Below are 13425 nucleotides of genomic sequence, written 5' to 3' on the forward strand. Positions count from 1 at the left end.
CCCCCCTTCGCTCATGATCCTACTATCTGAGTTCGATAGTCCGCGTAGATTCGATCTATTTCCGAGGGTATCGAGACAAATGTTCCCCGCTCATCCCGAAAAGGGCGTGCAGGATCGCCGGAGAAAGATAGCCAATTAAAACTTGTGACAACTACGAATTGCGAGTCGACAAGCAGCACCTTCGCGTGGGTATTACCTAAACGCGAGAAACCAAAGTTTGGGAAGGCTTTTGCGAGTCCAGCAAGAGCTTTCTCCGCCGCCTTGTCCCCAGCTGTCATGCGCTTTCCATCATCTATTCCGTAACCGATAATGACCTCCACACCCGACGTAAGCAATGCTCGCAGTCGATCGACGAACTCTTCGGTTACGACAGTCGACCTGATCCATGGAGAAACTATCAACAACCTAGTCTCCGCACACTCAATCCCCTCACGCAGGAATGACGCATGCTCGTGCACCTCCAGAATCCTCACCGGCATCGACGCTAGCGCCGCTTCGGCCTGATCTAGCTCCAGACGCACATTCTCGGCTCGTTCCGCATCCAATTCTGACGACGTTGCCTTCGAAAGGGAATCAAGTTGCTGCTGAAGACTCTCAGTGGCACGCTTTAACGCTGATACACTTTCGTCTGGCGCAATTTGGTTAGAAACATCCTTCCCAAGCAACTTCTGGACGTACTCTCGGTCACTTGTCAACCCGTCAAAAATTCCAACACGATTCTTTCCATTTGCGCTTGCGAACGCGTTTGTATATTCGGCCACCAAACGACCATCTACCGCAATCTGAACAGAAAGTTCGGATACCGAGTCCGTTGACTCGAACACTAAAGCAAGCGCCTTCTTGAAAAATCTACTTCGTTTTCCGTCGATTTCCAGAACGGTAATCAAGTCGAAATTTGACACCGCGCTTACCCGTTTTAAGATTGGTCTCACCTCTGCAGTGTCGTCCGGTCCTATCTCGGGAGGATCAATCGGCGCAGGCCGGACCTCTACGATTTCGTTGTCCCGAAGATCACGCGGACGCCAGCGATCGGTTCTATCGACTAGGTCAAACCGACGCAGCAGACCGTCGTAAGCAAGGTGAAGCGTGGGCTCGGTTCGTCGTACCTCGGATTGCTCGCTCAGCACCCGCTGTCCGCGCTCTGTAATCCGATACCTTACTTCCTTACTGTCGCCGAAGGTCGGTGTTATCGAGCCAGTTCTAAGAGCATCCACCATTACAGGATCAATCACCCGCGCCGGAAGGCCTAGGAAGTTTGATATATCAACAGCCCTCGACACGTCGGCCTCAATACATCTCAGAATAAATTCCGTCGTTGTCGGCAGTTCAGATCGTTGCAGCATACGACACTTTATCGGTAACTCCCAGAACGGCAGACCGATCTCACGGTAAGACAGAAGCCGTAACCCTGGTTGCCTGCCCAAGCGACGCACAATCTGGTCAATCGACGGATCCGTCATATCGAGCTCGCATCCTCGACTGCACTGTCAGAATCCGACGCTATATGTTCGAGAACTTTTCCAAGGGCGCTCTGCGTGCCTGACGACGCCTTTATATGTTCAGCATCACCCACTATCACCAGTGCATCGCGCGCACGGGATAATGCCACGTTTACACGATTTTCTACAGAAAGAAACCCCATGGCATGTTTTTTGTTGGACCTAGTAACACTGAAAATGGCCACGTCTGCCTCCTGCCCTTGATAAGCGTCAATGTTCGCCACCTGAACAGTAAGCCGCGACAATGCTGTGAGTTCAGCTGAAATTGATTCCGTCAGAATTCGTCGTTGCGGTTCATAGCCAGTCAGGACTGCCACTGAGACATTGATTTTTTGCCGCTCAGCGACCCATTGCATACGTTGCAAGATCGAGACCACGACCCTCACTTCGTCCCGGTTCAAATAACTATTTCCGTCCGCAGCTTCAAATCTACCCGGACGATTAGACGTATCGAACCACGTGACTGGATGACTCACTCCGAGGCCCACAATCTTCGATGCCTCTCGGGGTTCACTGGTTAAGCTACCCGCATAGAAACACTTGCTAATGAGTCTTCCAATAGTCGGATGCATGCGATGCTGGTGTGTCAATGCCACCTTTGAGGCAAGTGGCAACCGCTCCAGTAGGACGTTAAACAACGTCTCCCGAACAGCGTCCCGACTCAGATTGTGCTGGTCCAATATCGAGGGATCATTAAGCGCGTCTTCGACGAATGGCGGAAGCTGCCTGTCGTCGCCGACTAGAATCCACCGCTTACTCGCTGCGAGTGGAACAAGTGACTCCGTAGCGGTAGCTTTCGATGCCTCGTCGATGATACACATGTCAAAGTCGATGTTTTCGGCCCCCTGGACTCCCGCTAATCCCACGCAGGTTGCAGCTACAACGTTAGACCCTGCAACCACAATCCCTACAAATTCATAGCCGGTTCCAAATCGAGCTCTCCAATCCTCCTGTATTACGCGGAGGCGATCTAATCTGGGATCGTGAATTGGTGCCCGAACAGCGGCAATTTTTAATAGGTCCTCACTTTTTATATCTGAGGAAAGCTCAAGCATAGCGATCAAAGAACGCCGTAGGTTCTGTTTAGCAGTCTGAAGCGCTTCCAGTTCTCTCCGCAGTCCACTAAGGCGTTGCTCGATCAACACCAGTTCCGTGCTTAGGCTTGGCGTTGCTCGAAGATCGCGGCTACTTCAGACCCTGCTCTTACAAATTGATCAACGGCATCGTTCAGCGCCGGCAGCTCTTGGATGTGTGAAGCAGACTCTAGCTTGAGCGCCGCCTCGATGAGTGCAGGAGCAAGGGCAGAAAGTTGATCCATCTGCTCAAGAATTGAATTTCGTTCTATGTTTTGGCTTTCGACCGATGTCGCATGTTGCTTTTCTCGTGAAATTTTGCCCGTCAACTCTGCGGCCAAATCACGAATCTTTTGACCATTCGTGTTGATGCCTAGAGACTCAGCCAATTGCTGGAGATAGCTCCGTCCCGCTGCTTCTACCCGGGTCCTCCAAATTTCCACCGCAGCATCGACCGTATAGGGTTCCACCTCCGCCATGACCCGCTCACTCTTTCCCAAGCGGAGAAGGGTTGCTTCAGGGCAAATCGCAGCAATACGCTCCAGTGCATTGTCTAAAGCAATGTGCGTCTGCGATGCGAGCAGGATTCGGCTGTCGGCCTTGGCGATTAAAGTCTGAGCAACAACTTCCGCGATGAACGTAGTCTTTCCTGTTCCAGGTGGCCCCTGAACAAGCAAGAAGTCGTTGTTGCCGAGCGCATTCTCGACAGCTCGAAGTTTCGCCGAATCGAGTCCGTCCTGCACTGGCACAATATGGGTCTGCGCCACAGGTGGCGCACTTATCTCTGGCTCCAGCAGAAGCTCTCGCAAATCAGATCTCGCCGACTTCTGGTCCGAGATTCTATCTAATGCAGACTTTTCACGCCGTAGTTTCGACTTGTTTCCTTCTGTATCCAGTTCGATGATACCTTTTGCAGGAAGGTCCGAAAATTTTCCCTTTGTCAAATAGAGAACCAATTCTGAATTTTCGATTCCCTCAACCTCTCCAAAAAAGACTCGTCTGCGTCCGGAACTGACTAGCCTGGCTTCGCCTACCTTAATATCATTTATTTCCGGGCACTTGAAATATACGCGATTGCCGCTCACCCGGAACGAGATATACCTAATCTTGGAACCGCGTCGATCTTCTACAGAAAATTTTGCGGCCAAGACATCGCGCCAAGTGCGGAACTCGTCTACCGAGGGACGCCTGCGCGCTCGATCACGGTCATATTCCTGTGTGTCCTCTAGAAGGACGCTCAAATCAGACTCCACTGCGGCAGGATCTGTGGGAGTGGTGCCTCGGAACTTGACAGACGGCCGGTACCATCCGTCACGCTTCTCCTCCGTTATAGATCTGACAACGCGGTGGACACGCAGCATCGATGGAGCAATCCGGTCGACCTGGACTCGCACCATTAATGTCTCCCCGCATATCATCAAGTCTGGTGTCAGCTCAGCACCGTTCTTGACAGATGGGTTATCAAAAGCCATAGCACCGACGTTCTGAAGGTCGTCCAGAAGAAACCTGCGCGCATCGTTTGGCTCGATGCCGACGGTTTCTGATACATCAGCCAAAATCTTGGGACTCACAACGAGATGTACAGATTTCGTAGATCTACCCACGACGTTGCGCGCATCTTGAATTGCCTCTAAAGAAGCCAAAAAGGTGGTTGCGCTTTCGGGCCTGCTTTCCGGTTCTACGTTGAGGCAGTCGTGCAATCTTTCTCGAACAGGTTCCGGGATGTTTAGCTCTTGCAAAGCCAAAAGGAACTCGGCCGTCGAATTCGGAGACGAAGCCGACAAAGACTCGATCGCTAGGACTGCAAAAGAAAATACATCGTATGCAAAAGTGGGCGATGATGTCATTCTCTCGGGAGGCGCATACGGCTCGGTGCCGAACGGTGCCATCGTTAACCCAAGATTAAGCGTTTGCACAAGTCGCGCCGTTCCGAAATCAGCAACTTTTATTCGGCCCTCGCTGTCAATTAAGACGTTACCTGGTTTGATATCGCGGTGGACGAACCCACCCGAATGTAGCACTGCGAGTCCTCGAAGGATTCCCCTCGCGATTGGCCAGAAATCGTCCCATCCGGTTAGTTCAAGAGTCGGCAAATACTTCGCGAGATCAGATGGCATCCATTCGAAGACTAGATACGGTGCGCCTTCGTCATCGCGACCGAAATCTAAGAGTTTGGCAAGATTTTCGTCCTCGCGAATCTGCTGGTAGGCGGTGAGTTCGGCAGTCCAGGCGGCCGTGAGGATTCTGTCATCATGCAGATGACCGCCCCGAAATATTTTAACCGCAACTATGTCATTGTCTCGGTCCATGTCTGAACCTCGATACAAGAGGGCATGGCCACCGCTAGCGACAGGCTTCTCACCGAGCGCGTACCTGCCGTCCAGCAACGTCGCCATTGCAACAGCCTCTCATAGTCGGGTTACACGCTAGAATGCGTCGTGGTCATGCTAGCTAACATGCTCAAGGAAAGGTTCATTTCAGCCCGCGTTTCAGAGTGCCGTCGCGTTTCCAGTTCGGACCGCGATGGTTCAAAGGCTCGTGCAGATTGGGGATCACGACGGCTGGTCCTTGATCTCGCGACGGCTATCTGCCGCTGGTTAACGCCACCGTTGTTTAGAACCGCCGATACTGTCGGAGCCGACGAGGTCCATGCATACGGTGTCGGCTCCCCGACCGTGGGAATCGTCGTAGCGAGCTGGTCGAGTGCGTCGACGACTCCGCTCGGACGTAGAACGAGACAAGTCCGCAGTCCCCCCGACAGAAGACCTATCGGCACACCCCGTTGGAGAGATCACGGTGGACTGCGATTCGCTGAAGCTCATCGAACTCGACCAGAACCTGACCTTGTAGACCGCGGCTGTCGGCACCCCTTATGCCGACGAATTGGCGCTGCTGGCAATAATCGCACATCAGGAAACTGATCACCACGACAAACCATCCGGGACCCGCACCGAGTGACCGTGCCCGAGTGACGGCAGCGTCGAACTGTCGGTACCCGATGCTTCGATGGCGGTATGTCACGACTCGACGAGGGGTTCCCGCCTCCCACGGCCTGTGTGCAGTGGTGTCAGCACCGCAGCTACGACCTGCATGTCCTCGACGACGGTGTGGAGGTGGACCTGGATTGGTGGAACGGCCACCTCGACCGAGCCGGTCATGATCTACGACTGCGCGGCCGCAACCTCGACGGCGAAATCGTCGAATACGGCGGTGCCACCGTGCAGCGCAACGATCTACAGATCGGCACCGATCTGGCTGCAGGTGAACATGATTCGCTCGCCCTGTTGTTTCTCTGCGCAGCGTGGCAGGGCAGTCATCGGCACCGCAGAGCAATGAGACGATTCCCGGACGTCATGAACCCGCACCTCAGCCGTCCCGACGAGAACCCCGTCGCCAAGACTCTGGCTGTGCTCGACAGCTGCGTCCGCAACCGCGTAGTGCCCGAGCATCCGAACTCGAACTGGTCCGGCTGGCCCGACGCACCGGGCGTCGGGATGTCCTTGATGGCCACGTTCCTGTGGGCGGTGAAGGCGTCGGTCTACGGCGGCCCAGCACAGCTGATCGACCAATACGGAGTCTCGACCCTCATCCACGAAGGGTGGCTCGAAGACCCGTCCGTCACCGGATTCACTCGTCGTCGCTACGACCGCTACGTCGAACTCGTCACCGCATGGGCCACCGACATCGGCACCAGCCCCGAACTCGTCGAAATGTGGCTCGTACAGCGCTGGAGCGCCCGACTCAACGAAGCACGACACGGCCGCTACACCACACCCACGTTGTTCTGAAACCACCACAACGGAAGTCTCAGCAGGCCCAGTAATTCCGATGAGCAGACCCCTCAAGGATTCGGCACGCACGAGCCCCGGGACGAGTAGCCTGCCAAAAAGCCTCGGCAGAAATGGGAACGATGAGATGGAACCGCCTCCAGGATCGGGTTCGCTAAACCCAGAAACCGGTCGATATGAACGTGAAGACTGCTACTGGGACGGCAAGACTTGGCGATTGATAGCTGACGAGAAAAAGAAGTCGACGCCATTTAGGTGGCCGTTGACGTGGCCGCAGTCGGTAATCGCGGGTGGGGCATTGGTTGGAGTACTTCTACTGGGAGTCGCTATCGGAGGCACAGGCGCGGATGACACCTCAGCACGCGGTGCTCAGACCACTACGCGGACGCTGCCACCATCGCCGACCGGGAACCCAGATCCAAGCGCCACCCGGCAAGTGACAACCGCGCCCAAGACGGCACAAACCAATGCGCCCACCACCAACCCCAGTGTCGAAGCGATCGAGGCCAACCGCGTAGCGATGGAGTCCCAGCAGGCCGCCGCCGACGCACAAGCAACCAGATTGGATCGGCAGAGTTACCCCGCCATCGGAGAACGCGAGTACGGCGTGCTGGCGCGCAATCCCGATGCGGAGAAAGGTAGGCGAGTTGTCGTGTACGGATATGTCACACAATTCGACTCTGCGACGGGAAACTCGATGTTCCGAGCGGACACCTCGGCTGTAGAAGGTGGCCAGTGGTATGACTTCGACCTCAATACAATTGTGAATTTCGATCCAGCCTCTGGGCGAGAAGTCATCGATGGAGACATCGTCACACTGTATGCGGAGATTACTGGAAGCCGAAGTTATACAACCACATTGGGGACAACCGAGACCGCACTGGTACTGAAGGCAAACATCATCGACATTGGCACCTAAGCGTTCGAGACTGTTCGCTACGACTGCTTAAGAACGATGCTGTCAACTGCGTCCGCAACCGCGTAGTGCCCGACCACCCGAACTCCACCTGGCCCGATGCGCCAGGCATCGGAACGTCCTCATGGCCACGTTCCTGTGGGCCGTGAAAGCGTCGGTCTACGGCGGGCCGGCGCAGCTGATCGACCAATACGGAGTCTCGACCCTGATCCACGAAGGATGGCTCGAAGACCCATCCGTCACCGGATTCACCCGCCGTCGCTACGACCGCTACGTCGAACTCATCACCGCATGGGCCACCGACATCGGCACCAGCCCCGAGCTCGTCGAAATGTGGCTCGTACAGCGCTGGAGCGCCCGACTGAACGAAGCGCGACACGGCCGCTACACCGCACCCACATTGTTCTGAAACGCTCAAAATAGCACTGCAGCTCAACGGCATTGGTCAGAACAAAACAGGGTTCGTCATCCGCTCGTCACCATCCGCACGTGCGGAATTCCAGCGTCCAGATAGTTCTCCCCCACACGAACGAATCCGAACCGGCCGTACCACTGTTCGAGGTGCGCCTGGGCGGAGAGTTCGACGACTCCGGGATATGCCGCCTGCGCCGCTTTCACGAGTTCTCCGGCGTAGCCCTTATCCCGTGCAACTGCGGCGGTCGCGACTCGGCCGATGTGAACGGTGTCGTCGACGAGGACTCGAATGGTCGCCAGCACCTCACCGTCGTCGTCCTGCATCCAGAACAACTCCGTCGTCGGAAGCAGGTCCGCACCATCGAGTTCGATGTCGTCGACGATGCCTGCTCGTGCACGAATACCGCGACCCGAAGCGCCATGATGCGGTACAGGGTGTTCTGGTCAACGCGTGCCAGCGGGGCGTGATGAAGCGTAGGCATGGGGGTCCGTTCTGTCGAAGGTAGGGACAAGGTCACCGGTCGGTGTCGGCACTGCGGTCGACCACGTTTGCGATCGTGCGCTGTGCCAGTCGTTTCTGCGTCGCCGGCGGATACGTCTGGGGATCGAGTACCGCCAGGACCACGATGCCCTCCACCGAGGTAGCAATCTGCAAGGCGTACTCCGCGGCCTCGGCATCGGTGATGTGAGAGCCGAGGTCGGCAACGAGACCGGCTATGCGAGTGAGCCACTGACGCGTGTGGGTCACGTGCGGGTTCCGCAGCTCGGCGTCGGCGATCGCCGCCGCCGCGAAGCCCGTGAAGATTCGAGCTTCGACAATGCGCTCGTCGTCGAGCGGAAGCACTGAGCAGACAACGGAATACAGCCGCTCCGCCGCGGACTTCGTGCCACCGGCACCGGCCTCGTCAGCCCGTGCTGCCGTGCGCTCGAACAACGTCTGTCGCGCGTGCACCAACATCGCAGACCGGGAGCCGAAGCGGTGCATGATCAGACCGGTGGTGCAGCCCGCCCGAGTCGCGACCGCGCGCACCGTCGTCGCTCGATTCCCAACTCCGCGATCGTGTCCCACACGGCCTGCGAAATGCGGTGCCGCGGGTCGTCCGATTCGAGAGTCACTCGTTTCCACCTCCCCTTCGCCGTAACACCTGTTACGGATGAGCGTAACAGGTGTTACGGCGAGCCATTTTCCGGACGCCGCAGCAGGGGGTTGCCGAGACGAGAAATCCGTTTTACTGTTATTCCGTAATTACGAAATAACAACCAAGGAGCTCGAGATGCGACGCCTCACCCTGGTTTCGGCAGCCTGCGCGACGGTCCTGTTGATGAGCGGATGTGCCTCCACCGACTCGGACACCGCCGAGGCCGCCACTCCGACACCGGAGAACTGCGCACCCGTCACCTCGACCGACCTCGCCACCGAAGACGGGTGGATCGGACTGATCGATCAGGCACCAGACACCGTCGGCCTCGTGATCGACGACGGACGCGGCCGCACCGTCGAACACCGAGCCGATCAGGAGCAGGTACTCGCATCCGCGATCAAAGTGGTGCATCTCGCCGCCTACGCCCAAGCCGTCGCGAACGGCAGCATCGACCCGGACGAGCAAGTGTCACTCTCTAATTGGGAGCGCTGGTACGTACCCAACACCGATGGTGGCGCGCATCCGGACGCCCTGAATCGCTTGGGAATCGCGAACACCGGCACCAACGCAACCGACCCCAATGCCACGGTCCGCATCGACGACATCGTTACGGCCATGATCCAGGAAAGCGACAACTCCGTCCCCGACTTCCTCCGATACCGACTCGGCGATCAAGCGATCACCGACGCGGCAGCGACTGGCGGGTGGGAGAACTTCGAGGTGCCGAGCCTGGTCGCCGACATGCTGTCAGTATTCGACCCCGCCCTCGCCGACGATGACCGCTGGGAGACCGCGCAGAAGTGGGCGTTCGATCCGCAGTTCCGAGCCCAGGTCGACGCAGCCGCGCAACAACCGACCTACGAAGACCAGGCCACCCGAGTTGAGAGCAGCTTTCGCGGCGGTTCGGCCCAACAACTCAACGGAATGTATCGCGCCTTCACGGATGGAACCTTCGGCACCGCGTCGGATACCATTCTGCGCCAACTGGAATGGCAGCCCGCAGGTGACGGCGTTCTCGGTGTGGGGTTCAAAGGCGGCAGCCTCGCGGGGGTGCTCACCCAGGGATTCGAGCTACGGCGCACCGATGGAACGGTTGCGACCGCAGTGTGGCTGATCGATGGTCTTTCTGCAGACAGATTCGAGCAAGCGTATGCGGACGCAGGCGTGCAGCAGCAACTCATCCTCGAGGCCATGCTCTCGTCGGACGTACTTGACCGGATAGCCTGCGCGGTGTGAGTTCAAAGTTCGAGTCGAGACTGGCAGAGCTGGAAGCTCGCGTCGCCGAGCTGGAACGACGCGAGGCTCCCGAGCAGGTCGATGCCGCCCCGTCGACGGGCGGCATCGTCGCCTATCAGGGCGACGTGCATCTGCACGGCACGGTCCGTTGGGACATCAGCTACTCCGCCGACGCATCATCGATCTGCCCATTGCCTCGATATCGGAAGTGCTTGCTGCATTGGGCCATCCGGTCCGGTTGCAGATCGTCCGAACGTTGCTGCGCGGTCCAGCGAACGCCGCGGATCTACATGCCGCAGTGGGAGTCGGCTCCTCGGGCCAGATCTACCACCACCTCAAGACGCTGAGCTCGGCGAACATCGTGGAGCAGCAGAGCCGCGGGGAATACCGGTTAGCACCCAAACGAGTTGTGCCGCTTTTGGTTTCGATGCTCACCGCCGCCGACATCGCGGGAGACCTGGGTACCTGACCGTTACGGCCAGGTGAGGCGACACCACAGTCTCTCGCAATCGATCGGAATGCCAGCCGTGCTAACTTTCGTGGCAGTGACACCCGTCACCAGCAGAGCACAGGGAGAAGCGGCAGTGGGACGACGCGCAACGGCAGCGATACTAGGGCTGTTTCTGATGGCGGGCGGTCTCGTCGGCACCGGCACCGCTGCGGCGCAACCCGCACCGGCCACGACGTGGCTGTGTAGCCCCGAACTGACAAACGACCCCTGCGACCTGGGCGGCGACACCACCGACCTCGGCACCGGCACAGTGACTCCTGGCCCCGCGGCCGTGCCGGAGTCCGACAAGCCCGTCGATTGCTTCTATCTCTACCCCACCGTCACCAACGACGTCGCACTCAATGCCCCCGGCTACGCGACGCCCGAGGTGGCTTCTATCGCCAGTTTCCAGGCTGCCCGGTTCAACACCCAATGCCGAGTATTCGCGCCGGTCTACCGCCAGACCCCGTTGGTCGGGCTGCCTCTGGCACTGGTGGGTGCGGCCGGACCGTCGATAGATCTGGCGTACTCCGATGTGCGCGCCGCCTGGGACAACTACATGGCAACCGAGAACAACGGCCGAGGCGTCATCCTCATCGGCCATTCACAAGGCACGTTCATGCTCCGCAAGTTGATGCGCGACACCTTCGATCAAGATGCAGCCCTACGACAGCAACTCGTCGGCGCATTTCTGATGGGCGGGAATGTCGAGACGGCCCGCGGCAGCACCACCGGTGGCGACTTCACGAACATCCCTTTGTGCACCGAACAGGGCCAGTTCGGTTGCGTCGTAGCATATTCCACCAACACGCTACTGCCGCCGCTGTCGACGTTCGGCAATTCGTCGCTGGATCTGTGGTCTCAGCGATGGGACCTGCCGAGTGGCCCGCAGTATCAGGTGGCCTGCACCGATCCGGTGGCACTCAGCGGAGACGATCGGCCCGTCGGAATCACGGTACCGAGCGCACCGTTCGCGTTCGGAATCATTTCGATTCTGTTGCAGTACTCCACGGCCCCCGAGACCGTACCGACCTCGAACTCGACGTGGACCACCAGCCGCGGCCGAGTGGTCGGATCCTGCATCGAAGCCGGCGGTTACAACCAATATCACCTCACGTTCGTGGAGCCTCAGCCGCTCAACGAAGTGCCGCTTCTCGATTCACATCTGGTCGACATGAACGTGGGCCTCGATCGTCTGGTCAGCATCGCCGATCAGCAGACGACAGCGTGGCAAACGGCCCGCTGACCGTCCAGACGTGTCACGGAACGAGCAACACACCCAAGCCGGGGATGAGGGCATTCGATGCGGGTGGGGCTTGCCACTGCTCACGATTGTGGGTGACGGTCACGACCACCGGGCCCGCCCCGGTCTGCGCAGTTACTTCGAGAGGCAAGTTGACCGGATATCTCGGCTCAGCGTTGATCGGGAGTGATGGATTCTCGAGGGCTTCCCAGTGCCGTAGATCGACCGCTCCGACGGCACCCGTGGCGAGATTGCGCCAGTTCACCGTCAGGAAGCGGTAATTGAACTGGTAGTAGTACGGCCTGATCTCCGCAGCCTTGAAGCGCACCTCACCTGGCTTCTCACCTACCGTCGCTTGGATCGGAATTGTCTGAACGAGTCCGCCTGGAACCCCAGCCGGACCGAACTCCGGCCCGGTGACGACAGGGACCAGAAGCTCGGACATCGTCGGTGCCGCCGTCGCCGCACCCACTCCTGCACCCAGAACCAATGGTACGGAGAGCACCAGCGCAATTACTCCGCGTCGTAAAGATGTTCGCATCGTTTGCCTTTCATCAGCGATCGAATTCAGGGGACCAGCACCACGCCGGCACCTGGGAGAAGAGTGTCGAGGTACGGAGAGCCCCACTGACCGCCGTTCGAGTAGTCCTTGGTGTGCGTCACCGTCACCACCACAGGACCCGGTCCGGTATTCGCGGCCACCTCGAGGGGCAGATCTTCTCGGCCGTACGGTCCACTCGGCGATGGGGTCGGATCATCCTGCCAATGCCGTAGATCGGCGGCACCCGTCGCACCTGTCGCGAGGTTTCGCCAGTTCAGGTTCAGGTACCGGTAGGGATACTGATCGGCGAACGGGGCAATGTTCGCGGCCGAGAAGCGGGCGATACCTGGCTCGTCGCCCACAATGGCCTTCATCGGAATGGTCTGGAACAGGCCACCGGGGACAGCTCCGGGGGCAATCTGGAATCCGGTCACGACGGGTACCTGCAAGTTCATCACCTGCGGGGCAGCCGCTGCCGTGCCGGCTGCGATCTCGAACAGCAGAGGCACAGTCAGTGCCGTTGCTACTGCCGCTCGCCGCAATGACTTTCGCATACTGCGTGCCTTTCGTCGAAGCCGCACAACGTGATTCCAGATCGAGATACATCCTGCGCCAGGCGTCTCAGGTTGAACCTGAAACATCAACTGGCGGTTGAGTGTTATCTCCGTCCACACTCGCAGGCGAAATGTCCGATAGTCCACCCGTATACCGATTCGTGACGGGGTCGTGACACGAACGACGTTAACAGACCATCTGGCCCGTTCGATTCATAGTTCAGAGGTGATGCACTCTGCAGCCACCGGTGAGGACGAACGAATGAGGCAAGTCCGCAACATCGTGGCCATGTGTGCCCTGGTCGCCGCTACCACGCTGACCCTTACGGCCTGCGGGTCCGAGGCACCGACCAGCACCGATGCAGCGCCCGTCACCAGCGCCGCTCCCGCTCCGTCAGTCGGTGGTTCTCCTGATGCCGGCGGCGGCACCGGGACGGACGGACCGGCCGTCGAGGCTCCCGAGGTCGTGACTCCGGCACCCGAGCAACCCGCCGACGCGGGACCTGCTGCCGTGCCACCCGCCCCCAAC

Annotated in this window: 14 protein-coding genes and 1 pseudogene; 8 read left to right on the forward strand and 7 right to left on the reverse strand. The window is 58.6% G+C overall.

The window, feature by feature from the left end:
• Positions 1-11: 11 nt before the first annotated feature.
• The 3 genes from RHBS_RS14730 to RHBS_RS14740 are packed head-to-tail and all read right to left on the reverse strand — an operon-like array spanning position 12 to position 4968.
• Positions 12-1460, reverse strand: a complete 1449-nt coding sequence (locus RHBS_RS14730; protein ID WP_094643717.1) for a phospholipase D-like domain-containing protein — start codon at positions 1458-1460, stop codon at positions 12-14.
• On the reverse strand, positions 1457-2644 hold the full coding sequence (locus RHBS_RS14735; RefSeq protein ID WP_128645916.1) for a DEAD/DEAH box helicase: 1188 nt from the start codon (positions 2642-2644) through the stop codon (positions 1457-1459). Before RHBS_RS14735 ends, RHBS_RS14730 begins: the two co-directional genes overlap by 4 nt.
• Before the next feature lie 11 nt (positions 2645-2655).
• A complete protein-coding gene (locus RHBS_RS14740) occupies positions 2656-4968 on the reverse strand; it encodes an AAA domain-containing protein (protein ID WP_128645917.1) in 2313 nt (770 codons plus the stop codon).
• 618 nt (positions 4969-5586) lie between these two features.
• Here RHBS_RS14740 and RHBS_RS14745 point away from each other — a divergent pair.
• The 3 genes from RHBS_RS14745 (at position 5587) to RHBS_RS14755 (ending at position 7685) form a co-directional block, all read left to right on the forward strand.
• Positions 5587-6360 carry a hypothetical protein gene (locus RHBS_RS14745; protein ID WP_128645918.1) on the forward strand — a complete coding sequence of 258 codons (774 nt, stop codon included), beginning with the start codon at positions 5587-5589 and terminating at the stop codon, positions 6358-6360.
• A 436-nt stretch (positions 6361-6796) separates the two neighbouring features.
• Positions 6797-7279, forward strand: a complete 483-nt coding sequence (locus tag RHBS_RS14750; protein WP_128645919.1) for a hypothetical protein — start codon at positions 6797-6799, stop codon at positions 7277-7279.
• 121 nt (positions 7280-7400) lie between these two features.
• Positions 7401-7685, forward strand: coding sequence for a hypothetical protein (locus tag RHBS_RS14755; protein ID WP_374700604.1), 285 nt, complete (start codon positions 7401-7403; stop codon positions 7683-7685).
• Positions 7686-7741: 56 nt separating this feature from the next.
• Here the strand turns inward: RHBS_RS14755 and RHBS_RS32285 are convergent, their stop codons facing one another.
• Positions 7742-8014: a GNAT family N-acetyltransferase gene (locus tag RHBS_RS32285; RefSeq protein WP_374700605.1), complete on the reverse strand. Its 273-nt coding sequence runs from the start codon at positions 8012-8014 to the stop codon at positions 7742-7744.
• Between the two features lie 190 nt (positions 8015-8204).
• Positions 8205-8816 (reverse strand): TetR family transcriptional regulator C-terminal domain-containing protein, encoded by a 612-nt coding sequence (locus tag RHBS_RS14765; protein ID WP_306303536.1) that lies wholly within the window; start codon positions 8814-8816, stop codon positions 8205-8207.
• A 148-nt stretch (positions 8817-8964) separates the two neighbouring features.
• On the opposite strand from RHBS_RS14765, the gene RHBS_RS14770 reads away from it, so the two are divergent.
• The 4 genes from RHBS_RS14770 (at position 8965) to RHBS_RS14780 (ending at position 11804) form a co-directional block, all read left to right on the forward strand.
• Entirely contained in the window at positions 8965-10068 is a 1104-nt protein-coding gene (locus tag RHBS_RS14770) for a serine hydrolase (protein ID WP_128645921.1), read from the forward strand.
• Positions 10065-10415: a hypothetical protein gene (locus RHBS_RS14775; RefSeq protein ID WP_237669238.1), complete on the forward strand. Its 351-nt coding sequence runs from the start codon at positions 10065-10067 to the stop codon at positions 10413-10415. The genes RHBS_RS14770 and RHBS_RS14775 overlap by 4 nt, the downstream gene beginning before the upstream one ends.
• A complete protein-coding gene (locus RHBS_RS30635; protein WP_237669237.1) occupies positions 10325-10537 on the forward strand; it encodes a helix-turn-helix domain-containing protein in 213 nt (70 codons plus the stop codon). Before RHBS_RS14775 ends, RHBS_RS30635 begins: the two co-directional genes overlap by 91 nt.
• 70 nt (positions 10538-10607) lie before the next feature.
• Positions 10608-11804, forward strand: a complete 1197-nt coding sequence (locus RHBS_RS14780; RefSeq protein WP_306303537.1) for a DUF3089 domain-containing protein — start codon at positions 10608-10610, stop codon at positions 11802-11804.
• Between the two features lie 13 nt (positions 11805-11817).
• On the opposite strand, the gene RHBS_RS14785 is transcribed toward RHBS_RS14780, so the two are convergent.
• A complete protein-coding gene (locus tag RHBS_RS14785) occupies positions 11818-12342 on the reverse strand; it encodes a hypothetical protein (protein WP_128645922.1) in 525 nt (174 codons plus the stop codon).
• 26 nt (positions 12343-12368) lie between these two features.
• The gene (locus RHBS_RS14790; RefSeq protein WP_237669236.1) at positions 12369-12896 is read right to left on the reverse strand and encodes a hypothetical protein; all 528 of its coding nucleotides are present in this window, start codon (positions 12894-12896) and stop codon (positions 12369-12371) included.
• A 262-nt stretch (positions 12897-13158) separates the two neighbouring features.
• Between RHBS_RS14790 and RHBS_RS14795 the strand changes: the two are divergent.
• Positions 13159-13425: pseudogene (locus RHBS_RS14795) on the forward strand (hypothetical protein); the annotation flags it as partial.

It is taken from the genome of Rhodococcus sp. BS-15 (genome assembly GCF_000813105.1).
Classification (GTDB): domain Bacteria; phylum Actinomycetota; class Actinomycetes; order Mycobacteriales; family Mycobacteriaceae; genus Rhodococcoides.

Excerpts from the sequence above, each read along its gene's own strand:
- RHBS_RS32285 (WP_374700605.1), bottom strand. The coding sequence starts at position 8,014 with ATGCAGGACGACGACGGTGAGGTGCTGGCGACCATTCGAGTCCTCGTC.
- RHBS_RS14755 (WP_374700604.1), top strand. The coding sequence starts at position 7,401 with ATGGCCACGTTCCTGTGGGCCGTGAAAGCGTCGGTCTACGGCGGGCCG.
- RHBS_RS14740 (WP_128645917.1), bottom strand. The coding sequence starts at position 4,968 with ATGGCGACGTTGCTGGACGGCAGGTACGCGCTCGGTGAGAAGCCTGTC.
- RHBS_RS14770 (WP_128645921.1), top strand. The coding sequence starts at position 8,965 with ATGCGACGCCTCACCCTGGTTTCGGCAGCCTGCGCGACGGTCCTGTTG.
- RHBS_RS14730 (WP_094643717.1), bottom strand. The coding sequence starts at position 1,460 with ATGACGGATCCGTCGATTGACCAGATTGTGCGTCGCTTGGGCAGGCAA.
- RHBS_RS14745 (WP_128645918.1), top strand. The coding sequence starts at position 5,587 with ATGTCACGACTCGACGAGGGGTTCCCGCCTCCCACGGCCTGTGTGCAG.
- RHBS_RS14785 (WP_128645922.1), bottom strand. The coding sequence starts at position 12,342 with ATGCGAACATCTTTACGACGCGGAGTAATTGCGCTGGTGCTCTCCGTA.
- RHBS_RS14790 (WP_237669236.1), bottom strand. The coding sequence starts at position 12,896 with ATGCGAAAGTCATTGCGGCGAGCGGCAGTAGCAACGGCACTGACTGTG.